General features: G+C 68.0%; 22 protein-coding genes and 1 pseudogene. 15 read left to right on the forward strand and 8 right to left on the reverse strand.

Features of this window, described 5'->3' with window-relative positions; translation table 11 throughout:
• The first annotated feature begins 98 nt into the window (after positions 1-98).
• Together ACO0LV_RS09480 and ACO0LV_RS09485 are read left to right on the forward strand one after the other, a co-directional pair.
• Entirely contained in the window at positions 99-1,970 is a 1,872-nt protein-coding gene (locus tag ACO0LV_RS09480; RefSeq protein ID WP_424787648.1) for an MFS transporter, read from the forward strand.
• Positions 1,967-2,332, forward strand: a complete 366-nt coding sequence (locus tag ACO0LV_RS09485; RefSeq protein WP_424787649.1) for a WhiB family transcriptional regulator — start codon at positions 1,967-1,969, stop codon at positions 2,330-2,332. Before ACO0LV_RS09480 ends, ACO0LV_RS09485 begins: the two co-directional genes overlap by 4 nt.
• A 146-nt stretch (positions 2,333-2,478) precedes the next feature.
• Here ACO0LV_RS09485 and ACO0LV_RS09490 read toward each other — a convergent pair.
• From ACO0LV_RS09490 to ACO0LV_RS09500, 3 genes and pseudogenes are all read right to left on the reverse strand, one after another.
• Positions 2,479-2,982, reverse strand: a pseudogene (locus ACO0LV_RS09490) (TetR/AcrR family transcriptional regulator); the annotation flags it as partial.
• Positions 2,979-3,377 carry a DUF4267 domain-containing protein gene (locus tag ACO0LV_RS09495; protein WP_424787650.1) on the reverse strand — a complete coding sequence of 133 codons (399 nt, stop codon included), beginning with the start codon at positions 3,375-3,377 and terminating at the stop codon, positions 2,979-2,981. The gene ACO0LV_RS09495 and the pseudogene ACO0LV_RS09490, both read right to left, overlap by 4 nt.
• Positions 3,378-3,397: 20 nt before the next feature.
• On the reverse strand, positions 3,398-4,378 hold the full coding sequence (locus tag ACO0LV_RS09500; protein WP_424787651.1) for an alpha/beta fold hydrolase: 981 nt from the start codon (positions 4,376-4,378) through the stop codon (positions 3,398-3,400).
• A gap of 53 nt (positions 4,379-4,431) precedes the next feature.
• On the opposite strand from ACO0LV_RS09500, the gene ACO0LV_RS09505 reads away from it, so the two are divergent.
• The 5 genes from ACO0LV_RS09505 (at position 4,432) to ACO0LV_RS09525 (ending at position 8,560) form a co-directional block, all read left to right on the forward strand.
• The gene (locus ACO0LV_RS09505) at positions 4,432-5,025 is read left to right on the forward strand and encodes a TetR/AcrR family transcriptional regulator (RefSeq protein WP_424787652.1); all 594 of its coding nucleotides are present in this window, start codon (positions 4,432-4,434) and stop codon (positions 5,023-5,025) included.
• Between the two features lie 148 nt (positions 5,026-5,173).
• The gene (locus tag ACO0LV_RS09510) at positions 5,174-5,584 is read left to right on the forward strand and encodes a TOBE domain-containing protein (protein WP_424787653.1); all 411 of its coding nucleotides are present in this window, start codon (positions 5,174-5,176) and stop codon (positions 5,582-5,584) included.
• On the forward strand, positions 5,584-6,366 hold the full coding sequence (gene modA, locus ACO0LV_RS09515; protein WP_424787654.1) for a molybdate ABC transporter substrate-binding protein: 783 nt from the start codon (positions 5,584-5,586) through the stop codon (positions 6,364-6,366). Before ACO0LV_RS09510 ends, modA begins: the two co-directional genes overlap by 1 nt.
• Before the next feature lie 167 nt (positions 6,367-6,533).
• On the forward strand, positions 6,534-7,286 hold the full coding sequence (locus ACO0LV_RS09520) for an ABC transporter permease (RefSeq protein ID WP_424787655.1): 753 nt from the start codon (positions 6,534-6,536) through the stop codon (positions 7,284-7,286).
• A gap of 215 nt (positions 7,287-7,501) precedes the next feature.
• A complete protein-coding gene (locus ACO0LV_RS09525; RefSeq protein WP_424787656.1) occupies positions 7,502-8,560 on the forward strand; it encodes an ABC transporter ATP-binding protein in 1,059 nt (352 codons plus the stop codon).
• A gap of 175 nt (positions 8,561-8,735) precedes the next feature.
• On the opposite strand, the gene ACO0LV_RS09530 is transcribed toward ACO0LV_RS09525, so the two are convergent.
• Both ACO0LV_RS09530 and ACO0LV_RS09535 read right to left on the reverse strand, forming a co-directional pair.
• Positions 8,736-10,070: a DUF222 domain-containing protein gene (locus tag ACO0LV_RS09530; RefSeq protein ID WP_424787657.1), complete on the reverse strand. Its 1,335-nt coding sequence runs from the start codon at positions 10,068-10,070 to the stop codon at positions 8,736-8,738.
• A gap of 56 nt (positions 10,071-10,126) precedes the next feature.
• The gene (locus ACO0LV_RS09535; protein WP_424787658.1) at positions 10,127-10,258 is read right to left on the reverse strand and encodes a hypothetical protein; all 132 of its coding nucleotides are present in this window, start codon (positions 10,256-10,258) and stop codon (positions 10,127-10,129) included.
• A 574-nt stretch (positions 10,259-10,832) separates the two neighbouring features.
• Between ACO0LV_RS09535 and ACO0LV_RS09540 the strand changes: the two genes are divergently transcribed.
• From ACO0LV_RS09540 to ACO0LV_RS09550, 3 genes are read left to right on the forward strand one after another with little or no spacing between them, the layout of a single operon-like run.
• Positions 10,833-11,888, forward strand: a complete 1,056-nt coding sequence (locus ACO0LV_RS09540) for an ABC transporter permease (RefSeq protein WP_424787659.1) — start codon at positions 10,833-10,835, stop codon at positions 11,886-11,888.
• Between the two features lies 1 nt (position 11,889).
• A complete protein-coding gene (locus tag ACO0LV_RS09545) occupies positions 11,890-12,696 on the forward strand; it encodes an ATP-binding cassette domain-containing protein (RefSeq protein WP_424787660.1) in 807 nt (268 codons plus the stop codon).
• Positions 12,697-12,699: 3 nt separating this feature from the next.
• The gene (locus ACO0LV_RS09550; protein ID WP_424787661.1) at positions 12,700-13,680 is read left to right on the forward strand and encodes a sugar ABC transporter substrate-binding protein; all 981 of its coding nucleotides are present in this window, start codon (positions 12,700-12,702) and stop codon (positions 13,678-13,680) included.
• Positions 13,681-13,985: 305 nt separating this feature from the next.
• Here the strand turns inward: ACO0LV_RS09550 and ACO0LV_RS09555 are convergent, their stop codons facing one another.
• Genes ACO0LV_RS09555 through ACO0LV_RS09565 form a run of 3 tightly spaced genes read right to left on the reverse strand, consistent with a single transcriptional unit; the run spans position 13,986 to position 16,690 of the window.
• Positions 13,986-14,984 carry a Gfo/Idh/MocA family protein gene (locus ACO0LV_RS09555; protein ID WP_424787662.1) on the reverse strand — a complete coding sequence of 333 codons (999 nt, stop codon included), beginning with the start codon at positions 14,982-14,984 and terminating at the stop codon, positions 13,986-13,988.
• 6 nt (positions 14,985-14,990) lie between these two features.
• Entirely contained in the window at positions 14,991-15,911 is a 921-nt protein-coding gene (iolB, locus tag ACO0LV_RS09560) for a 5-deoxy-glucuronate isomerase (RefSeq protein ID WP_424787663.1), read from the reverse strand.
• A 41-nt stretch (positions 15,912-15,952) separates the two neighbouring features.
• The gene (locus ACO0LV_RS09565) at positions 15,953-16,690 is read right to left on the reverse strand and encodes a GntR family transcriptional regulator (RefSeq protein WP_424787664.1); all 738 of its coding nucleotides are present in this window, start codon (positions 16,688-16,690) and stop codon (positions 15,953-15,955) included.
• 211 nt (positions 16,691-16,901) lie between these two features.
• Here ACO0LV_RS09565 and ACO0LV_RS09570 point away from each other — a divergent pair, with 211 nt between their 5' ends.
• Genes ACO0LV_RS09570 through ACO0LV_RS09590 form a run of 5 tightly spaced genes read left to right on the forward strand, consistent with a single transcriptional unit; the run spans position 16,902 to position 22,893 of the window.
• Positions 16,902-17,861 carry a sugar phosphate isomerase/epimerase family protein gene (locus ACO0LV_RS09570; RefSeq protein ID WP_424787665.1) on the forward strand — a complete coding sequence of 320 codons (960 nt, stop codon included), beginning with the start codon at positions 16,902-16,904 and terminating at the stop codon, positions 17,859-17,861.
• 8 nt (positions 17,862-17,869) lie between these two features.
• Positions 17,870-18,877 carry a 5-dehydro-2-deoxygluconokinase gene (gene iolC, locus ACO0LV_RS09575; protein ID WP_424787666.1) on the forward strand — a complete coding sequence of 336 codons (1,008 nt, stop codon included), beginning with the start codon at positions 17,870-17,872 and terminating at the stop codon, positions 18,875-18,877.
• The gene (locus ACO0LV_RS09580) at positions 18,874-19,812 is read left to right on the forward strand and encodes a Cgl0159 family (beta/alpha)8-fold protein (RefSeq protein WP_424787667.1); all 939 of its coding nucleotides are present in this window, start codon (positions 18,874-18,876) and stop codon (positions 19,810-19,812) included. The genes iolC and ACO0LV_RS09580 overlap by 4 nt, the downstream gene beginning before the upstream one ends.
• On the forward strand, positions 19,809-21,782 hold the full coding sequence (gene iolD / locus ACO0LV_RS09585; protein WP_424787668.1) for a 3D-(3,5/4)-trihydroxycyclohexane-1,2-dione acylhydrolase (decyclizing): 1,974 nt from the start codon (positions 19,809-19,811) through the stop codon (positions 21,780-21,782). The genes ACO0LV_RS09580 and iolD overlap by 4 nt, the downstream gene beginning before the upstream one ends.
• The gene (locus ACO0LV_RS09590) at positions 21,769-22,893 is read left to right on the forward strand and encodes a Gfo/Idh/MocA family protein (protein WP_424787669.1); all 1,125 of its coding nucleotides are present in this window, start codon (positions 21,769-21,771) and stop codon (positions 22,891-22,893) included. Before iolD ends, ACO0LV_RS09590 begins: the two co-directional genes overlap by 14 nt.
• Positions 22,894-23,274: the final 381 nt, after the last annotated feature.

Here is a 23,274-nt window from a genome sequence, read left to right on the forward strand (position 1 = left end):
GAGATTACGAGACATGTCGTAATAAAACCCCCTTGTGCAACCTGTGCCACTGCGCGTAACGTTCCGCAACGTAACGGAACGACCAGGGAGAGGAAGCGATGGGCTACCACTACGAGGAGCCACCCCGGGCCACGACGCGGCAGTGGCTGGGTCTGGTGCTCCTAGTGCTGCCGATGATCGCGGTGGCCAGTGACCTGACCGTGTTGTTCTTCGCGCTGCCGTCCCTGACCCAGGACCTTCAGCCCAGCGCGGGACAGGCGCTGTGGATCGTGCATGTCTACGGTTTCCTGATCGCGGGCTTCCTCCTTGTCGCCGGGCGGGTGGGGGACCGGATCGGCCCGAGGCGTCTGCTGCTGATGGGCTCGGCGGTCTTCGGTGCGCTGTCTCTTGTGGCTGCCATGTCCACCAGCGCCGCGATGTTGATCGGGGCGCGCGCCGCGCTCGGGGTCGCCGGTGCGACGCTGATGCCGTCGTTGTTCTCCCTGCTGCGCACGATGTTCGCCGATCCGGACCAGCGCCGGCTGGCGATCGCGGTGGTGTTCAGTTCCTTCACGGTCGGCGGCGCCATCGGCCCGCTCCTGGGGGGCGCGCTCCTGGAGTTCTTCTGGTGGGGCTCGGTCTTCCTGCTCAACGTGCCACCGATGCTCTTGCTGGTCATCCTGGGTACGGCGCTGCTACCGGAACGGGAGGTACGCAATCGCGCCCCGATCGAACTGCACAGCGTGATCCTGTCCGTCGCCGGCATGCTGGCACTGGTTTACGGCCTGCAGGGGCTCGTCACCCGCCAGGAGTCGGGAAGCGGGTCGGGGTGGACGTACCTGGTCGCCGTCGTCGCGGGTGCCGGGGCCCTGGCTCTGTTCCTGCGCCGCCAGGGCCGGCTCGCCGAGCCGGTCTTCGACCTGGGGCTGCTCCGGAACACCCGCGTGGGTGCGGCCCTCCTGGTCTTGCTACTGACCGGCGTCGCCGGCGTTGGCACGTTCTACCTCTTCACCCAGCACCTGCAGTTGGTGGTCGGACTGTCGGCATTGCATGCCGGACTGTGGACCCTGCCTTTCATCGTGCTCAACATCATCGGCGCCATGCTTGCCCCGAGGCTGGCCCGGTGGATGATGCCGCTGACGGCGGTGGCAGGAGGCCTCATTGTGGCCGCATTCGGCGCCCTCCTGCTGGCGTTGACGGCGACGCCGGACGCGCCCCTGCTGGCCCAGGTCGCCGGTATTGCCACTGTCGGTCTCGGTATAGGCCCGGCGATGGCGCTGCTATCGGACCTGATTGTCTCCAGCGCGCCGGAGCGCAAAGCCGGATCGGCCGCGGCGGCGCAGGAGGTCAGTGGGGAACTGGGCTCGGCCATGGGGATCGCGGCCGCCGGTGCTCTGGCCCTGGTGATGTACCGGACGTACCTGACCGGACGCGTTCCCCCGCACACCCCGCCGGAGGCGGCGGAGGCGGCCCGGGGCAGTGCCCACGAGGGCTTCCTCGCCGGCCGGGACTGGGCAGCAACGGCGCCTGAGTTACCCGGCCTGATCCGGGAGGCGACCGTCGCCGGACTGCAGGCCTATGCCGGGTTCGCCGCGGTGACGATAGCGATTGTGGCGGTCGGAGTGACGGTCGTGCGCGTGCGCACCAGCCGCCCTTCGGTTCCAGCAGATGGCTCCGCTCCAGCAGATGGCCTGGCTCCGGCAGTTGGTTCGGTTCCAGCAGATGGCTCCGCTCCAGCAGATGGCCTGGCTCCGGCAGTTGGTTCGGTTCCAGCAGATGGCTCCGCTCCAGCAGATGGCCTGGCTCCGGCAGTTGGTTCGGTTCCAGCAGATGGCCCCGCTCCAGCAGATGGCCCCGCTCCCGCAGGCAATTCTGCTCCAGCAGTCGTTACGGGGGCAGCGGCCCGGGCGAGCCGACCCGCTTCCCCTGTGGCGGTAGCGTCCGAGGTGTCCGTGGCCAGCGAACTCACCCCGACCCGAGATGGATCATGACTGTGCCCAGCGAACGTGCGTCGGGCACCGGGCAGGAGCGCAACTCAGGTACCGTCCAGCGGCTCGATGCGCTCGCGCGGCCGGCCCGTGACGAGCGCGTGCTGCCCTGCCAGGACCCCGCTCACCTCCACCTGTGGTTCGCCGAGGGTGGACACGAGGTGGAGCGAGCGAAGGAGTTGTGCCAGGAGTGCCCGATCAAGCAGGCATGCCTGCGTGGTGCAATGGACCGCGGTGAACCCTGGGGTGTGTGGGGCGGCGAGGTGTTCGTCGACGGGGAGATCGTTGCCCGCAAGCGTGGGCGTGGCCGGCCCCGCAAGAACGAGTCGCACGCCCCGTCGCGCCGCCGCACCCAGGCAGCCTGAGGACGAGCGCTCGCGATTGATGGACCGGGCTGCCGCGCGGCCAACTGAACGTGCTGGCCGCTCTCCGCGGTCCCGGCTCCGCTTCCGTCCCACATCCGCGCGATCGGGGCGATGTGCGCCTCGATCCGCTGCGGCGGGATGCGCCCGGCTGCACGCAGCGAGGCCCACCCGTGCCAGGTGGCCCGGAGCAACTCCGCGGACTCATCCGGATCCGCACCGCCGATACGGTCGGCGATCGCCCGGCGCAGGCTCATGAACGACTCGCGCAGTTCTCCCGGGGTGTTCGTGGCGGCGAAGGTCAGCGCGCTCGTGCGGGTGAACATCGCCTCGTACAGCCGCGCGTTCGTCGCGGTGAAGGCCAAGTAGGTCCGGCACAGATCCGCGAGCCCGTGCCGTCGCGACCCGTCGACGAACTGATCGGTGAGGGTCGTCAGTGCCTCAAACTCTCCCTTGGCGATCGCATCGATCAGATCCTGCCGGCCGGTGAAGTGCTGATGAATGACCGGTTGACTGTCATCGATCGCTTGCGCCACCCGCTTCGTGGTCACCGCCGACCAGCCCTCTGCGTCCGCGATCTGCAACGCAGCCGCCATCTGGTCCCGACGGGCTGTCTTCCGGCGCTCGCACGGGCCATCCGTCGGCGCCCTCATCCCAGCACCAGGCCCAACCCGCCGAGCACCATGACCGCAGCCGTGGCGCCGTGCATTCCGAGGGCTGTGCTCGTGCTACCTGCGCCTCGCAGCACAACGAGGGCATCGCTGGCGGGCACGATCGCCAAGGCCAGCATCGCCGCACCAACCACGACCGGGGAGGCGAGGAAGATCAGCACCCCGGCGACCACCCCGGTCGCCAGATCCCGGACCCCTTCAGTTGCAACCATGCGGTGGCCCCGACCGCGGGGATGACGGGTAGGCCGAAACTGGCCGCCATCGCCTGGGGAACCGCCAGGTAGGCGGCCCGATTCCCGAGATGCCGAATGCGCCGACCACGGCGATTGCGATGCCGACTGCGCGGCGCGGCCTCCTCCGGACCGGGCCCGACCCACCGGTCGCGATCTGTGCGGATCTAGTCCTGGGACCTGAGGAGGGCGCCGACGTCGGCGGCCACACGCTGCGGCTCTTGCCCCGCCACGGCGTGGGAGGCTCCGTCGTAGAACTCGACCGTGCCGTGAGCCAGGGTGGCCTCGGCCGTCTGTGCGACGGACTCGGCGTCGTGCACCACCGAGCCTCCGGCGATGATCGCCAGCACCGGCATCTGCAGGTCGCGCAAGGCCTCCTCGCTGATCCGCTCGGGGGCCGGGACCTTCGTGGCGAAGTGCACCTGACCGGCGTCGATCATCCGGCCCACGGCGAACTCCTCGGTGTCCTCCCCGCCGGCGATCCAGGAGTTGAAACCGTCGCGCCAAGACTTCGGGAGCCAGGGGATCGAGGCAGGGATGGAGCGCGCGACGAATCCGGGAGAGATGGTGCCGAAGGTGAACACTGGGTCGATCAGGCTGAGGCTGGCGACCGGTCCGGGGTGATGGGTGGCGTAGTTCGCTGCCGTCCAGCCTCCGACGGACAGCCCAACGAAGTGGAATTGGTCCTCCGGGAGCTGGTCCAGGGCTTGGTGCAGCCACAAGGCTTGCTCGGCATTGTCCTCGATCGGCCGCTCCTGCACGCTCATTCCGGGCTGCCCGAGCAGGTCCACGGTGTAGACGTCACCGAGGGCGAGCAGATCGGGCATGTTGTCCGCCCATGCGGGAGAGGCTGAGCCCTGGCCGTTGATCAGGATGAGCGGGTCACCGCTGTCGCCGGTGCCGGGGAAGTGGTACGCGCGCACCAGACCGAAGTCGGTACGCAGGTCGAGCGTGCGATCTGGTGCGGGCATCTCGGCCATCGCCTCGGCGTAGGCCTCCTGGAAGTGGTCATGACCTTCAGCGCTTCGCCAGTGACCGGCCGGGGACGGCGACCGGAGTGCGAACGTAGCGACGACCCCGATGGCAGCGACGACTACCAGGGCGATTCGAAGACGACGCCACCGGGGGCGGCGAGAAGGTGTGGACATATCGCTCCTAACCGATCGGTAAGTTCAGTCACCGTACGGTAGAATCTCAGAGCATGGCAAGGGATAAGTCCGACGGGTCGCGGGTACTGACCTTCACCGAGCAGGCGCGGCGCGAGCAACTCGTCGGCGTCACGATCGAACTCGTCGCCGAGCGCGGTTATGCCGGCACCTCCCTCGCCGGCATCGCGGCGGCGGCGGAGATCACCAAGGCGGCGGTGCTCTATCACTTCGGTTCCAAGGACGCCGTTGTGCAGGCGGCGCTGGAGTACGTGTTGGATTCCTTGGTCGCCGAGGTGGGAGAGGCGGTGGCGGAGGCTGAACCTGCGGACCGTCCCGCGGTCTACGTGCGTACGATGATCGCGCACCTGCATCGCCACCCCCGCCACATCCGCATGATGGCGGAGGCGTTGATCAACCAGCCCCGGGACCTCGATCGCGGTCGGCGTTGGCGGGACCTCGCGGCGATCATGGCCGAGGCCCGGCGTGACCGCAGGCGTCCCGGCGATGCGGACCTGCGCTCCCTGGCCATCATCGTGGGCGGCGGAATCGACGCGATCATGCGGGAGCGGCTGGTTGACCCTGCGTATGACACGGCCGGGGCGGCGCACGAACTGGTGCGGATGATGGAGCACCTCCTGTTCGACTGAGCGACGTGGCATACCGGGCCGACGCCATGAGTTCTGCGCGCTGGTCCGGACATGCTGCGCGCTTGGTCCTGGCAGCCAAGAGAGACACTCCGCGAAATCGGGTAATAGAGTGCCATACAACCGAGCATGCGGATGTAGAGTGCTGATCATGCCGTATTTCCGGATCAGTGAGGCCGCCGTTCTTCTCGGTGTCAGCGATGACACCGTGCGCCGATGGGTCGAGGAAGGGTTGCTGAGCGCATCCCAGGACCGTGCTGGACGCAAGGTGATCGACGGCGCCGAACTCGCTCGCCGAGCTGAGGAGCATGCTGCGCGACCGGCGAGCCTGGGGGACTCGGCGATCGGGTCCTCCGCGCGGAACCGGTTCACCGGACTGGTCACCCGGGTGCTACGCGACCAGGTGATGGCGCAGGTGGATCTGCAGTGCGGGCCGTTCCGGATGGTGTCGCTGATGAGCGCCGAGGCCGTCGATGACCTCGGCCTGGAGCCCGGCTCGCTGGCTACCGCCGTGGTCAAGGCGACCACCGTGATTATCGAGGCTCCGAAGGAACCGGCCTGATGCCTCGGAGCGGACTACTGGCTGGCGCCTTGGCCGCGGGTTTCACACTGGGCGCGTGCGGAACACTCGGGGCGAGTGACGAGGCCGACCCCGACCGTGACCTGCCCAACCGTGAACTGACCGTATTCGCCGCGGCTTCCCTGCATGTCGCCTTTACCCAGATCGGAGAGATGTTCACCGCTGAGCACCCCGACGTATCGGTGGCGTTCTCCTTTGCGGGATCTTCGAACCTCGTTGCCCAGTTGGACGCCGGGGCGCCTGCCGATGTGCTGGCCGCTGCGAACGAGGCGGCGATCGCCGACGCCGCGGCCAACGGCACGATCGAGGGCGAGCCGGTCCTGTTCGCCACCAACGTGCTCACCCTTATCACCCCGGCGGGGAACCCGGCCCGCGTGACCGGCATGAATGACAGCCTGGCCGGTGCCGACCTGGTGGTCTGTGCCTCCCAGGTGCCGTGTGGGCAGGCAACCGCCGCCGTGGCTGGTCTGTTCGACGTCGACCTGGTGCCGGTGAGTGAGGAGGGCAGCGTCACCGACGTGCTCGGCAAGATCACCTCCGGGCAGGCCGATGCCGGTCTTGTGTACAACACCGATGCCGCCTCGGCCGGGGAACGGATCGAGATCATCGAGGTCTACGACCAGCACGAGCGGGCCATCAACCACTACCCGATGGCTGTCACCACCGGCTCCGACCACCCCGACGTTGCGACCGCATGGATCGACTTCGTGCTCGGGTCGCAAGCGCAAGCGGTGCTGGACGAGACGGGCTTCGGCATCCCATGAGTCCGCAGCACCGGGCACCGACGAGGGCCCGAGGCTCTCGGCCGCCGGGCCATGGTGAACCGGAAACCGACCCGCGGCAGCGACGGGAGGTCCGGGCGGGGGACGGGGGAGCCGGCTTCGCCGCCGGTTTGCCGCGGTGGATCCTGCTTCCCGCGGCAGGTGCGGTATTGCTCATCGCGCTGCCGGTGATCGGCATGCTGGCTCGGGTGCCCTGGGCCGACCTGCCCGCCCTGCTCACCTCCGAAGCCTCACTGTCCGCGCTCTGGCTCAGTCTGCGCACCTCGGTAGCCGCGACGTTGGTGTGTGTGGTGCTCGGGGTGCCACTGGGGCTGGTGCTGGCGTGGGTGCGCTTCCCCGCAGCGCCGGTGGTGCGGGCCGTGGTGCTGCTCCCGCTGGTGCTGCCACCGGTGGTCTCCGGGTTGGCGCTACTGACCACGTTCGGTCGCCGCGGACTGATCGGGGAGCAGTTGCAGGTGCTCGGGGTCGACGTCGCCTTCTCCACGGCGGCGGTGGTGCTGGCGCAGGCATTCGTGGCGATGCCGTTCCTGGTGATCTCCATCGAGGGCGCTGCCCGCACCGCCGGTCGTCGGCATGAGGTGGTGGCCGCCACCCTGGGGGCCCGGCCCACCACGGTGCTGCGCCGGGTGACGGTGCCGCTGCTGGGCCCGGGGTTGGGCTCCGGCATAGCGCTGGCCTTCGCCCGCTGTCTGGGCGAGTTCGGCGCGACGCTGACCTTCGCCGGGTCCCTGCAGGGGGTGACGCGCACCCTGCCGCTGGAGATCTACCTGCAGCGGGAGGTCGACCCGGACGCGGCGATAGCGTTGTCCCTGGTCCTGATTCTGCTGGCTGCGGTCTTGGTGCTGAGTACCCACGGGCGTAGCCGCACAGCCGGTGCGCGAGGCACGCAGGTGATGCGATGAACTCGGGGGACGCGGCCAACTCCGGTGGCGCGATGAACTCGGCCGAGGCGGACTCGGGTGACGCGATGAGCGCCGGCAGAGCGATGCGCGCCGGGGATGTGATGCGCGCTGAGGATTCAGGCAGTGGCGGTGCCCCAGGATGCGCGGCGGTCAGAGGACCGACGGCGGGAGGCGGAAACCTCGCGACTCCACCGGCGTTATCAATTCACGCTGAGGTGTCCGAGCGCGAAGTCCGCCTGGACCTGGAGGTTCCGGCCGGTCAGATCGTGGCGCTGCTGGGCCCCAACGGCGCCGGCAAGTCCACCGCGCTCGCCTTGGCGTCGGGCACACTCCACCCCAGTGCGGGCACCGTGCATCTGGGATCGAGACAGGTAGCCGGCCAGGGCGGGTGGGTGCCCCCGCATCGGCGGGGCACTTCACTGCTCGCTCAGGAACCCCTGCTGTTGCCCCACCTGGATGTCCTGGCGAACGTGGCGTTCGGCCCGCAGGCGCAGGGTGCCGGACGCGCGCGAGCCCGCCAGATCGCAATGGCGCGATTGGCGGAGGTCGGGATCGCCCACCTGGCACACCGGCGCTCGGGGGAACTGTCCGGCGGGCAGCAACAACGGGTCGCGCTGGCGCGCGCGCTGGCCCCCGATCCCGAGTTGCTGCTCCTCGATGAGCCCCTGGGCGCGCTGGACGTCGAGGCTGCTGCCCAGATGCGTCAGGTGCTACGAACCTCGTTGCGTGAAGTCGGTCGCACAGCCTTGGTAGTGACCCACGACCTGCTGGACGTGCTCGCGCTGGCCGGTTCCGTCGTCGTCCTCTCCGATGGGCGGGTGGTCGAACAGGGGCCGACGCTGCAGGTGCTCGCCCGGCCGCGCTCGGAGTTCGCTGCTCGCTTCGCCGGGGTGAACATGCTCTCGGGCGTATGGGAGTCCCGCGACGCGATCACTCTGACCGGTGGTCTGGTGATCCACGGCATGCCCGACGGCGGTGAGACCGGGCCGGGCCGGCCGGTTGCTGCTGGACGAGCCGCTGCGGCGACCTTCAGCCCGCGTGCGGTCGCGGTGCACCGCGATGCTCCCGGGGGCAGCCCGCGCAACACCGTCGAGGTGCGGGTGGTCGGGATCGAGCAGCAGGGAGAACTGGTGCGGCTGCGCGCCCGGACGACGGCGGGTCTCACTTTGGCCGCCGACGTCACCCCGGCAGCGGTCGCCTCCCTGGGCCTGACCGTGGGTCAGGAGGTGACGTTCGTGATCAAGGCTGCCGAGGTGAACCTGTACGCCGCCTGAGCGTTCGTTGTTGCGGCGGCTGCCATACCTGCTGCGTCTATGGGGCCTGCCGCGCCGGGGGTGCCAGCGGTTCCTGCTGTGCCTATGGGGCCGGCGGTGCCTGCGGTGGTTGCTGCGCTGCTGCACAGGCATGCCTCTGTCCCGGCCCTCGCGAGCCGGGTGCGGGGCGGGGTAGTCAGGTGTGCCATGTGACCTCGGTGGTGGTCACGGTGGCGGTCAAGTCCAAACTGTGCACATAGGTGTGGTGCCGGGGGCAGAGCAACGCCCCGTTGTCCAGGTTCGTCGGTCCGCCGTTAGCCCAGTGCTCGACGTGGTGGGCATCGCACCACTGCGCTGGGATCGTGCAGGCGGGAAAGGTGCACCGCTGGTCGCGGTGCCACAGGGCCCGGTGCTGTCCCTCGGTGAACAGGCGCACCTTGGTGCCCAGGTCCAGGATCTCCCCCTGCGAGCCAAGTACGGCCGGGATGACCCCGGCGTCGCAGGCCATCCGCCGAACGGTGCCAGGGGAGAGGACCTGCCCCGTGGCGGTGATGCCGGCACCCTGGGTGGTGCTGAGCAGATCTGCCAGTGGAATGGTGACCATCACCTGGGCCTTGGTCGTTTTCGGCACTCCGTCGGGGGCGGAGACTCCGCGCCGGATGACGGTCAGCAGTGCATCCGCGCGTCGTTGGGCCGGAGTGCGCGGATCCGGGGTGTCATCCTCACCTTTGACTGGGGCGGACAAGGCTGAGACAGCGGCATCGATGGTGGCGGCGGCTTCGGGCTCGACGACCAGGGCGTACTCGGTCATCCCGTTCTCGCGCGTGATGGAGTGCAGGGTGCGGAAGGCCCGGCCGCGTTCCTCCTCGCGTTCGGACTCGGTGGCCGGTTTGATGATGCGGCGGGCCTGGGACAGGATCGTGCGCAACTCGCGCTCGCTCCACCCTCGGCGCCGAACGATGGAGTTCGGATCGTGATCCCGGCCCAGTGGATCCCTGCTCATTCCGCGGGGACCGTGGGAGTCCTTGGCGCCCTTGTTGATCGTGCGCATGGTCGTGGCCAGCGCCTGAGGGGGTGAATGGGGCGCTACCTCGTTGTGGAACCGCACGATCGTGCCGGCCCGTGACGCGGCGAGGACTCCGGCGTCGAATGCGGCGACGGTCTCCTGCAGACAATCCGTTCGGTCGACACCCTCGGAGACCTGCTGGACGGCCTCTGCCAACCGGACGGTGTTCACGGCGTGCCCCACCGGCGGTGCGGGTGCCCGCTGGGCCTGGGCCTCGGACAGGTAGTCTGCCGGCGACAGGCACCGATCCTTGGGCAGGCCGCGCTTGAGCGTCTCGGCGGTGGCATGGACCTCTACGCGCGCGAGTTCGTGCCGCAGCCGGTTCACCGCACCGAGCACATCGACGAGGTCACTCTCCGTGGCTCGCCACCACTCGCCCTGAGCAAGGTCACTCAACTTCTCGGTGACCTGGCCCAGCACCGCTGGCGCCTGGGTCACCGGATCGGCGACGGAGGTGGTCGACATAGAACAACCGTACTAGCGGCCACTGACATTCCAGTTCGATGACCGGTCGATGGCGCTCATCCGAGCACCTCCCCCCGGCGTGGGTCGCCCGGGGCGCTCTCCGCGAGGAATCGGTGTCGGGTGTCCGGCAGCACCGGGTGGCGAGCGAGGATGCCGGTCCAGGCCGCCTCGTCGTCGATGTCGGCCACCGCGGGAGGCAACCGCCGTCGTGCTTGAACTCCCCAGCCCACCGGTACCGGCCAGCCGCCGGGTTCCCCAGAGCCCGCCGGCGCCGTTGACGCCCGCGGCGTAGGCGACCGGCGTCAGCATGGTCGGCTGCGAGGAGGATGACGACGTCATTGAGCAGCGAGCGGTCCTTGCGTTCGCCGAACACCAGAGGGTGATCGTCTTCAACGGGGCGAACGACAGTGCCCAACACCTGCTGCACATCCGGTGTGTCGGGCAGCATTGTGAGTCACGCCGGCCCGCGGTCGCCTCCCGTGGTTGCCTGCGCCAGGTGGCGCCGGTCTGAGCCATTCGCCCCGGTGGGTACGGTCGGACGCCCGCACGTGATGACTGGCCCGCACCAGATTCGCGATCGGACGGCCATGTCGCGGCGAGCGGGTTCGTCGATCAGTGCGCTGCACCCACCATAGAGTCGTACCGGCGCGGCACGCATGGCGCAGGTATTAGTCCATATGTCTTGACAAGGAATCGGGTGCTGGTCAGGATGAGTTACCACACACGCAAGGTGCCGGTTCCCAACAAGGACGGGGGAGACCTGTGACAGCACCCGTAGCGGACAAGGAGCGTCTGCGTTGGGGCCTCACACTGGTTCGGATGGGGCCGGCCCTGATGCTCCTGCTCCTAGCGATCGCGATGTCCATTCTCACCCCGGTGTTCCTGTCCGGGCGCAACCTGGGCAACATCGGCCTGGAGTCCTCGGTGGTGGCGCTGCTGGCGCTGGGTCAACTGCTGGTCATCATCACCGCCGGGATCGACCTCTCGGTGGGTTCGGTGATCGCCTTCGCCAGTGTGCTCGGTGCCTTGTGGGTCCGGGAAGCCAACATCGTGGAAGGTTGGTTGATCATCCCCAGCATGATCGCCGGGGGGATCCTCGCCGGCGCGGTCAGCGGCACCTTGTTCGTCAAAGGTCGGCTACCGCACCCGTTCCTGGCCACACTGGCGATGATGATGGTAGCCCGCGGGGCTGCACTGCTGATCTCCGAAGGCCGGCCGATCACCGGTATGCCCCCTGCCATCCTCGCCCTTGGCAGTCATCGCGTATTCGGCGTGCCCGTCGCGGTGTTCCTGGTGCTCGGCCTCGCGCTGCTGGTGCACATCCTGCTCTCCCGCATCACCTGGGGGCAGTGGATCTATGCGGTGGGTGCGAACAAGGAAGGTGCCAAACGAGTGGGGATCCCCGTGGACCGAGTGCTGATCTCGGTCTACGTGATCAGCGGCTTCTTCGCTGGCGTGGCAGCGCTCGTGGTCTCCGGGCAGACCAACTCGGCCTATCCCACGGCCGGGAACTTGCTGGAGCTGTCCGCTATCGCGGCAGTCATCATCGGGGGAGCCAGTTTCTTCGGCGGCCGGGGCACCGTGTTCGGGGCGCTAGTGGGGGCGCTCATCCTGGGCGTGATCCAGAACGGGCTGAACTTGCTCAACGTCGCCGCAGCTTGGCAGTACGTGGCGCTTGGCGTGGTGGTCATCATAGCCGTGGAGATGGACGTGGTCCGTCAACGCCTCGAGACCCGGCTGAAAACTGCGGAGGCTGAGCACAAACCAGTCGACCAGAAGGAAGTTGACCAGAAGGAAGTTGACCAGAAGGCGAAGTGACATGTCCGATGCCGTAGCAGCACCAGCCCCCGCAGAGTCCGGGCGCACTCCGCCGATCCTGGAAGTGCGCGGCGCCTCGAAACTTTTCGGGCCGGTGCGGGCTCTGGACAACGTGAGCATCTCGCTGGATGAGGGCCAGGTACTGGGACTGCTCGGCGACAACGGGGCCGGGAAGTCCACGCTGATCAAGGCCATCACCGGTGTACACCGGCTCGATGCCGGCAGGATCTACATCGATGGGCATCCGGCGGACATCCGCTCCCCGAACGACGCCCGGGCCCTGGGCATCGAAGCCGTGTACCAGGACCTGGCGCTGTTCGACAACCTCGGCGTGGTCTCCAACCTGTACCTGGGCAACGAACTGACTAAACCGCGTTGGCTGCGTGCCCTGGGTTGGCTGGACCGCAAAGCGATGGAAACCGAGGCCCGTCGTAAACTCGACTCCCTGCAGGTGCATCTGCCGAGTTTTAGCTCCTCGGTGGGCCTGATGTCCGGGGGCCAGCGGCAGGCGGTAGCGGTGGCCCGCGCAGTGGCGTTCGCCACCCGGGTGCTGATCCTCGATGAGCCGACGGCGGCGCTCGGGGTCCGGGAGACGCGCAACGTGCTGGACACGATCGCTGAACTGCCGCGCCGGTACAACGTCTCGATCGTCCTCATCTCCCACAACATGGATCACGTGGTCGAGGTGTGCGACAAGGCAGTGGTGATGCGACAAGGCGGTGTGGTCGGCGAGGTCGTGCCCACCGCAGAGACGATGGAGGAAATGGTTTCACTGATCGTGGGTGCGAGAACCCACAAGGAGGAGTAGATCATGGCGTCAAGAAACAAGAAATGGCGGGTGGGTGCAGCCTTCACCGCCGCTGCGGTCCTGACACTGAGCGCCTGCGGTAACGGAAATGGCGACGGCGGCGACGATGATGCGCTGAACGTCGCCGTGGTGCTGAAGACCACCACCTCCCCGTACTGGCTGCAGGTGATGGGCGGGGTGGAAGATGCCGCGGCCGAACACGGAGTGAACGTCACCGTGGGTGGCGCGACCCAGGAGACCGAGGTGCAGGAACAGATCGACCGCATCCAGGCGGACCTGACGAACCAGCCCGACGTGCTCGTGGTCTCTCCCACCCAGGCAGAGCAACTCCAACCGATCCTGCAAAGCGCCGTGGACGAAGGCACCCCGGTGGTACTGCTGGATACCAACATCGAGGGGTGGGACGGAGCGGAAACCTTCATCGGTACCGACAACTGGGACCTTGGTCAGGCAGTGGGCGAGTTCCTTCTCGATGAGGCGGGCTCCGGGGAATTGCTCACCATCCGCGGTGTGGCCGGTAACCCCTCCACCGACAACCGCATCGACGGCGCACTGGAGGTGCTGCAGGGCACTGACTTCAACCTCGTGGCGGATCTCGGAGCCGACTCCGACCGTGCGCAGGCTCGCGCCGTCACCGCCGACGCCCTGCAGGCCAACCCCGAGCTGGACGTGATCTTCGCGGCCAACGACGACATGGCTCTGGGTGCCATCGAGGCCGTTCGCGGAGCGGGCCTGGACCTCGATGACTTCTTCATCGTAGGCGTGGACGGGACCGGCGATGCGATCGACTCCATCATCGCCGGTGAACTGGACGCCACCATGGCCCAAGGCGCTTACGAGATGGGTGCTCGCAGCATCGAGGAAGCCATCCGGGTGGCAGCCGGTGAAGACGTGGAAGCCGAGATCGCCATCGACACCACATTGGTGACAGCCGAGAACGCCGAGGAGTTCGCGGCCGCGCTGGAGGAGCAGGCCGCGGAATAGCAGCCCGCGGAATAGCAGCCCGCGCTGCAGCAGGTTCATCGAACCCGGCCGGGATCATTGCCGTGTGGTCCTGGCCGGTGCGCACCTGCTCGCTGCGGGGGTGCACCTGAGTCGCCGGGGGCGCACCAAGGGCCTCGGAGTGTATTCGGCACATGCGGGGCGTTCGTGAGCGCGCGATATCAGGACTGGGACACCCTCCGCGCGCTCTGGCCTGGCGTGCGTCGCTCATCATCAGCGCAGCGGAGCGCGTGCTCGGGCGGTGAACGCCGCACCACCATGACCGCGTCGCCTTGCAGGACCGAGGGTCACCGCGCCACCCGGACCGGTACTGCTGAGTCCAGCGATGCCTGCGCGGCGTCGGCGACACGCCCAGCGTCCACCGCCTCATGGGGAGGGCAGGGATTGGCGCCGGAGCCGCGCACCAACGCTACGAACGCCGCCATCTCCGCCGCGTAGGCGTCGGCGAATCGTTCGTGGAACGTGGTGTGCACCTGGCCGGCGGGGTAGACGAAGCCTGGCTCGGCGCTTCTGCCCGCATAACTGGCATCCAGGCCGACTTGGATGGTACCTACGGACCCGTGCAGTTCCAGCCGTACATCATGCCCCGCGCCGTTGTGCCGGGTGGCCGAGACCGTGGCCAGGGTTCCGTCTGCGAACGTGGCCAGCGTGACTGCCGAGTCCACGTCCCCGACGGAGCCGATAGCCGGATCGCCGTTGTTGGAGCCGCGGGCATAGACCTCCATGATCCGCTGCCCGGTGATCCACTGCAGGATGTCGAAATCGTGCACCGAGCAGTCCCGCACCAACCCACCGGAGGTGGCCAGGAACGCCACCGCTGGGGGGAACTGATCGGCGGTCACCGCTCGGACGGTGTGTAACCACCCCAGTTCTCCCGCCCGGTACGCCCGTCGGGCCTCCTGGTATCCGGGATCCAAGCGCCGCTGGTGACCGACCTGCACGGTGGCCCCGGACGCGTCGATCACCTCCAGCACCGCCAAGGCTTCTGCGGTGGTCCGCGCCAGGGGTTTCTCGCAGAACACCGCAGCCCCGGCCGCTGCTGCCCGCTGGACCAACGGCGCGTGCTGGTCGGTGCCCGTCGCGATCACCACGCCGTCAAGATCTCGGGCGAACAAGGCCTCTGCGTCTGCCACCGCTGAGCAGCCCAGGTCGACGGCGACCTGCTGCGCCCGGGCAGGCTCGGCGTCGGCAATCAGCACCTCCACCTCTGCCAGGGCACGCAGGTTCGCCGCGTGCAGCGTCCCGATCCGTCCGGCTCCGAGCAGCCCGATCGTGGTGGCCACCATGTGTCCTCAGCCGTCGAACGGCAGACGAGGGTCGATCTCCTGACCTTCCCAGGTGCGCCGGATCCACCCGTGGTGCGGATCGTCGCTGATCAACCACGCCCGCAGCGGGCCGGGGCCGGCCATCACGTTCAGGTAGTACATGTCGTGCCCCGGCGGCGTCATCGCCGGCCCGTGCCAGCCATAGGGCACCAGCACCACGTCGCCGGTGCGCACCTCGGCGGTGACGTCGATCTCCCGGTCGTCCGAGGCGTACACGCGCTGATACCCCATCAGGTCCGGCCCGCCCTCCTCGGGCGGGGGGACAGGCATGCCCTCGGCGGACTGCATCTCGAAGTAGTAGATCTCCTCCAGCGCGGTCTCGCCGTCGGTCTCCTCATCGTGTTTGTGAGGGGGATAGGACGACCAGTTGCCCGCCGGGGTCAGCACTTCGCACACGATGAACCGGTCGGCATCCAATGCGGCCGGGGTGCCGAAATTGTGCACCTGGCGCGAGGCCGCACCTGCCCCGCGCAGTTCCACCGGCACCTCAGCCTTGCCCACGTGCCGGACCGGGTACTCCACGGTGGCGGTGGCCGAGGCGACGGCCACCCGACCGCCATCGGCTGAACCGATCCGCACCTCGGTGCCGATACCGGCGTACAGCACATCGGTGGGGCCGTGGAACACCGACGCGCGGCCTTCCAACTCAAACCGCGCCCCTTCCACCTGCACGTCGAAGGAACCACTCAACGGCAGCACGAGCCGCTCTTCGTTCTGGGCACCCAGATGCACGTGTCCGCCGGGGGCGATCTCCGCGCTACGGATGCCGGTGTGCTCCCACCCTGGCACCTGGACGACCGAGTCAGCCGTACCCAGGTCGAGAGCCCAGGGGCCGTGACCGGTGCTACCTGCGGGGTGGAACCAGGGCCTGGTCTGTGCATGGGGCATAGCGAATCCTCACTTTCGTGCTCGACGGTCCTGCCGGCTGGTCAATCCACCAAGGTGATGTCGAAGGAGTACCGGTCTGCCCGGTAGAGGTGGTGCCCGTGCTCCACCGCGATGCCACGGCTATCCAGGGCGGTGCGTTCCATCATCACCAAGGCCGAACCGCGATTGCACTGGAGCAGTTCAGCCTGCTCGGTGCCGGCGGTGGTGGCGCCCACCCGCTGATGGGCCATCCGGAAGTCGATCCCGGCCTTGCGCAAGATGTTGTACAAGCCATCCTGCTCCAAGGACTCCTTGTCCAGGTGCGCGACACTACTCGGCACCCAGTTCTCCATGACCGCCAGCGGCTGGCCGTCCGCCCTCCGTAACCGGCGCAGATGACACACTTCATCGCCGGTGGCGATTCTCAGCGGTTCGGCGATCTGGGCCGGCGCGCCGATCCGTTCCAACGACAGGACCGTCGTCTGCGGGTTTGCTCCTTCGGAGACCAGGTCATTGTACAAACTTGATAAGCGCAGGTCGCGCCGCACCCGGGGGCCGATCACCTGGGTGCCCACACCGCGGCGACGCACCACCAGCCCGCTACGGACCAGTTGGTTCATCGCCTGACGCATCGTGGGCCGGGACAGGTTGTATCGGTGCGCGAGGGCCACCTCATTCTCCAGTTTGGTGTCCGGAGGCAGGGTGCCGTCGCGGATGGCGCTCTCGATGGCCGACGCGACCTGGTGATACAGCGGCACCGGGGAGGAGCGGTCCAGATCGATCTCGAGTGAGGCGGGCACGGGGCGTCTCCTTTGCACCTTGGTTAGTTTGTCATGACAAGTCGGGCGTGTCATAACACCTGAGGAACGCGCGCTCGGAAGGACGATGCTATTCGCCGTTCCCCTGTTTGTCTTGACAATAGGACAGCCTTCTCGGAAGACTGGAACCTGCAGGCCAACTCGCGGGGCCGCCGAACGGGCCTCTCGCTGTAGCCGCGGCTGGAGGAGGACAATGACGCACACGCCCACCCATATGCCCCAGGTCGCCGAGGACGGTACCGAGGCGCCGTCGCTGATCGGCACCGCACCGGACTCCTGGGGAGTGTGGTTCGCCGAGGACTCCAGCCAGACCCCCTGGAACCGCTTCCTCGACGAAGCAACCGAAGCCGGCTACCGCATCATCGAACTAGGTCCCTACGGTTACCTGCCCACCGACGCTTCCCAGTTGAAGGACGAACTTGCCGCGCGGGATCTGAAGGTGAGTGCCGGCACGGTGTTCACCGCGTTCCACCGCACTCACACGGATGAACGCCGGGCCACGTGGTACCAGGCCAGGCGCGTGGCCGAACTCACCCGCGCGGTGGGCGGGGAACACATCGTGGTGATCCCGGCGATGTGGCGCGATGACGTCACCGGCGAGCCCGTGGAGGATGAAGACCTCAGCACCGACCAGTGGCAGCGATTGTTCGATGGGCACAACGAACTGGGCCGGGTCCTGCATGAAGAGTACGGCCTGCACCAGCAGTTCCACTCCCACGCCGATGCGCACGTGTGCAGCCAGCAGCAGATCGAGCGCTTCATCGAAGGTACCGATCCGGACTTGGTCAGTATCTGCCTGGACACCGGGCACGTCGAATACGGGGGTGCCTCATCGGCTGACCTGATCCGCCGTTATCCCGACCGGGTGGGGTACCTGCACCTCAAGCAGGTCGATCCCACGATCATGGAGGTGGTGCGCCGGGACAACCTCACCTGGGCCGAGGCGAACAAGGCCGGGGTGATGGTCGAACCGCCGGCGGGCGCTCCCGACCTGGCCGTGGTGATCGAGGAACTGGAGAAACTGGGCCGCGGGTTCTACTGCATCGTGGAACAGGATATGTACCCGGTGGCCTCCTTCGACATACCCCTGCCGATCGCTGCCCGCACCCGCCGGTACTTATGCGGCTGCGGCTCCCGGACCCGGATCCGCTAGGAGCACGCGTGACTTACGACCTCATCACCACTGGCCGCATCAGTGTGGACATCTACCCCGATGACATCGGCGTGCCATTGGAGGATGTGACCCGGTTCCGTAAGTACCTGGGCGGCTCCTCCACGAACGTGGCGGTGGCCGCCGCTCGGCACGGCCGGCGCGTTGCCGTCATCACCCGCACTGGCGATGACCCGTTCGGGGTCTACCTGCGCCGCGAACTACGGCGCTACGGCGTGGACGACCGGTGGGCGACCGCCGTGCCCGGGCTGCAGACCCCGGTGACGTTCTGCGCGATCCAACCCCCGGAGGACTTCCCGCTGTACTTCTACGGCCGCAGCCCGTCGGCGCCGGACTGGGAGATCGCCGTCGATGAGGTGGATTATCACGCGGTGCGGCACACCAGCATCTTCTGGTCCACCTTGACCGGGATGGTGCGACCCGCCTCCCGTGAAGCACAGGTCGCGATGCATCAGGCCCGTCCTCGCGATGAACTCATCGCCGGGCAGCAGACCATCCTGGACCTGGACTACCGGCCGATGTTCTGGGACTCGGTGGACCAGGCCCGCGAGCAGGTGATGCGCATCCTGCCCTCGGTGACGGTGGCGGTGGGTAACACCGAGGAATGCGCCGTGGCGGTCGGTCCCGGCAGCGCCCACGACCAGGCCGACCGGATCCTGGAATCCGGAGTGCGACTGGCCGTGGTCAAACAGGGATCCGAGGGCGTCATGGCCGCCACCGCCGAGGAACGCGTCACCTCCAAGCCAATCCAGGTGGAGACCGTCAACGGGCTGGGCGCCGGGGACTCCTTCGGCGGGGCGCTATGCCACGGGCTGTTATCCGGCTGGCCCTTGGAACAGATCTTGGACTTCGCCAACGCCGCCGGCGCCCACGTCGCGGGGCAGATCGCTTGTTCCGAAGCGATGCCCACGTCCACCTGCATCTACCAGATGTTGCGCGACGCCGGACGCGCCGTCCCGGACCGGCCGCCGGCCGAGCCCGCCCGGAAGAAGGAATGACCGTGGCCCAACCGGCGCGAAGCGGGAGTTGCGACCCAAGACGGTATGAGCATCTGACCGACCTGCGTGTGCAGGACCCCGACTCGGTGCTGCGTGTCGCCCGTGCCCGGCGCCGCCACCCCGGCCCACGCCGGGGCAAACAGGTCTTCATCATCGCCGCCGACCATCCGGCCCGCGGCGCCCTTGGGGTGAACGGTGACTCCTTCGCCATGGCCGACCGGCGGGAGTTGCTGGACAGGCTGTGCACCGCCCTGGCAAGCCCCAAGGTGGACGGGGTGCTGGCGTCCCCGGACGTGCTGGATGACCTGCTGTTACTCGGCGCGCTGGACGGCAAACTCGTGTTCGGCTCAATGAACCGCGCCGGCCTGCCCGGACTGGTGAATGAGATCGATGACCGGTTCACCGCCCACACCGCTCCGGCCTTGGCAGAGATCGGTGCTGACGGCGGCAAGATGCTCACCCGCATCGCCTACGACGAGGAACACACCACCTCGCTCTTGGAGGCCACCGCCCACGCCGTCGACGACCTGCACCGGCACCGGCTGCTGGCGATGGTGGAACCGTTCATCGCCGTCAAACGCCAGGGCCAGGTGGTCAACGACCTGTCCACCGATGCGGTGGTGCGCTCGGTAGCCATCGCCCAGGGGCTCGGGGCGAGTACGGCCCGGACCTGGCTGAAACTGCCCGTGGTACCGGATATGGAACGGGTAATGGCCGCCACCACCCTGCCCACCGTGCTGTTGGGCGGCAGCGCGGCCGGGCCCACTGAGGACATCCTGGACACGTGGCGCCCGGCCCTGGCGCTACCCGGGGTGCAGGGCCTGACCGTGGGCCGGGCCTTGCTCTACCCCGAGGATGGTGATGTGGCCGGCGCGATCGACACCGCCGCGTCGCTGTTGCGCGACGACTCCGTGGAGAAGGAGACCCCTGAATGAGCACCCGCATCATGACCGTGGCGCAGGCCGCGGTGGAGTTCCTGGCCAACCAATGGACTGTCGACCTTATCGATGGTCACCGCACCGAGGTGCGCACCATCCCAGGCATGCACGGCATCTTCGGGCACGGCAACCTCGCCGGTGTGGGCCAGGCCCTCAAGCAGGTCCAGACCCATGCTCCCGGGCTGATGCCGTTCCACCAGGGCCGCAACGAACAAGCCCTGGTGCATCAAGCCACCGGCTTCGCCCGGCACACCCGTCGGCGCCAGACCTACGCCGTGACCGCCTCGATCGGACCGGGCAGTACGAACATGATCACTGGTGCGGCGGTGGCCACTACGAACCGGCTACCGGTACTACTGCTACCTTCCGACGAATTCGCAACTCGCGCCCCGGACCCGGTCCTGCAACAACTCGAACTGCCCCACGACGCGACCATCGCCTGCGCCGATCTATTCCGGCCGGTGAGCAGGTTCTTTGACCGGGTGGAGCGGCCCGAACAGGTGTTCAGCGCCCTGTTGTCCGGGATGCGGGTGCTGATGGACCCGGCTGAGACCGGCACGGTGACGATCTCACTGCCCCAGGACGTGCAGGCCGAACGGATCGAGGTACCGGATGAGTTCCTGGCCCCCCGGCAGTGGCGCATCCGCCGCCCCGACCCCGAACAGGTGGATATCGAGGCCGCGGTGGACCTGATTCGTGGCGCCCACCGGCCGCTGATCATCGCCGGTGGCGGGGTGCACTACGCGTTGGCGACCGACACACTGCGTGACCTGGCCGAGGTCACCGGCATCCCCGTCGCCTACACCCAGGCGGGTGTGGGCGTGATCGACTGGGACCATCCACAGGCCCTGGGGGCGGTCGGTGCGACCGGCTCCACCGCGGCCAACGCCTACGCCGCACAGGCCGATGTGGTGATCGGTATCGGGACGCGGTACTCCGATTTCACCACCGCCTCCAAGACACTGTTCCAGAACCCCGCGCTGCGGTTCGTGAACATCAACATCACCGGCTTCGACACCTACAAACTCGGGGTGTCGGTCCCGATCATCGCCGACGCGGGAAAGACGATCCCGGTTCTGCGGGCGGCACTGGGCTCCGTGGGTTACCAAGTAGGACAGCAGACGGCGGAACTCATCCGGGCAGAGAAACAACGCTGGGATGCCACCGTGGACGAGGCGTTCACCATCCAGGACCAGCCGCTACCCGCCCAGAGCCAGATCATCGGCGCGGTGAACCGGGCCATGGCGGATGAGGACGTGGTGATCTGCGCCGCCGGTTCCCTCCCGGGGGACCTGCACAAACTCTGGCGGATCAAGGACCCCTACGGTTACCACGTGGAGTACGCGTTCTCCTGCATGGGTTATGAGATCGCTGGCGGCCTGGGTGTGAAACGGGCCGCGCTCGCCGAAGGCTCCGGGCGGGACGTGGTGGTCATGGTGGGGGACGGGTCTTACCTGATGATGCACACCGAACTGGTCACCGCTGTGGCCGAACGGATCAAACTGATCGTGGTGCTCCTGCAGAACCACGGATTCGCCTCGATCGGATCCCTGTCGGAGACCGTGGGCAGCCAACGGTTCGGCACCAAGTTCCGCTACCTGGACCCCCAGCGCCACTCCTTTGAGGACGGTGCTGAACTGCCCGTGGATCTGGCCGCCAACGCCGAGTCGCTGGGCGTGCAGGTGATCCGCATCGACCGCGGACCGGGCGCGATCGACGACCTTCGCCGGGCCGTGGACCACGCCAGGTCGCTACCGGAGGACACCGGTCCGGTGCTCATCCACATCGCCTCTGACCTGTACCAGGGAGCGCCCGACTCCGAGGCCTGGTGGGACGTGCCCGTGGCGCAGGTTTCCGACCTGGACACCACCCAGGCTGCTCACGTCACCTACACCCAGCAGAAAGCCCGCCAGCGCCCGCTGCTGGGCCCCAGCGCCACCGCAGGAGAAACCGATGCCATCCACTGAGGGACGCACCGATGACGAGGTGCAGCCACCCCCTCAGGTGCGCGCCGAGCGGCAGCCAGCACCGGCAGAGTCCACCGGGCGACCGGTATCCGAGCGCGATCTGCGAGTCGCGGTCGTCGGCACCGGGCGGATGGGGACCAATCACGTCGAACGGATCGCCGGAACCACTCAACGTGCGATAGTCAGTGCCCTGGTGGATGTGGACGCCGACCGGGCCCGCTCCGTGGCAGCCAGAGCCAGCGCCCGCCAGCAGGTTCAGCCACGGGTGTTCGGCACTATCGACGATCTCGTCGCCGCCGACTGTGCAGATGCGGTCGTGCTGGTGACTCCCGGGTTCCTGCACGAGGTGGCCCTGCTGCAACTGATCGAGGCGGATCTACCGGTGCTGTGCGAGAAGCCCCTGACCCCGGCTGCCGAATCAGCACTGCGCGTGCTGCAGGCCGAGGAACGCAGCGGCCGGCGCACGATCCAGGTGGGCTTCCACCGACGATTCGACACCGAATACCGCCAGTTGAAGCAGGTCATCGACTCCGGACAGTTGGGTCGGCTGCTGATGCTGCACTTCCAGCACCGCAATCCTGCGGCTCCGCCAGGGTTCACCGAGGAGATGCTCATCAACGACTCCGTCGTGCACGAATTCGACGCGGTGCGGTTCTTCACCGGGGAGGAAGTGACCTCAGTGCAGGTGCGCACCAGTCGCAGCACCCGCAAGGGCGCCATGCGTGACCCGCAACTGGTGCTGTTGGAGACCTCCTCGGGTCTGCTCGCCGATGTGGAGATCTTCATGAACTCCGGCCTGGGATACCAGGTGGAGGCGCAGGCGGTGTTCGAGAACGGGGTCGTGTCCGCTGGGTACGCCACCGGCATGCAGGTCACCTCCGCCCAGCAGGAGTCCCGGGCGATCTCGCAGAACTTCTACGACCGGTTCGAGGTGGCCTACGACGCCGAGATTCAGCAGTGGGTCGATTCGGTACGTGCCGGAACCACCTCCGGGCCCACCGCCTGGGACGGCTACGCCACGGCAGCGTGCTGCGAGGCCGGGGTGACCTCCCAACAGTCCGGACGGATCGAACCAGTGCGGCTCGTCGAACAACCCGCCTTCTACCGATGACCCGGCGCACGCGGGTCGGGATCATCGGCGGTGGGCGCATCGGCCAGGCGCATGCCCGGTACCGGCCAACCAGCTGACCTCTTAAGGTCCTCCGGATCCGCCAGACCTGGTCGCCGCCGCGCCACGGACCCCCATCACCGCCGGCCCCGTGACGTGCCGTCGTCGCTGACGCCATGGGTGCCATCACTGGGACCGTGAGCCGGAGCAGCGACCATCGAACGGTACGTGCCGATGCCGCCGCTGAGCCGGACCCAGCAGCGCTACCGCCGGCTGCTGCGCACCCTTGGGGCGTACCGGCTCACGCTCGGTCAAACCCGCCGCTCATCGCCTACGTGGGCGACCAGGCCGACTTGGCGTTGGATCTGGCCCCGCGACGTCGGT

The sequence above is a fragment of the Pseudactinotalea sp. Z1739 genome, assembly GCF_049725055.1.
In the GTDB taxonomy this organism is placed as follows: Bacteria; Actinomycetota; Actinomycetes; order Actinomycetales; family Beutenbergiaceae; genus CALKWS01.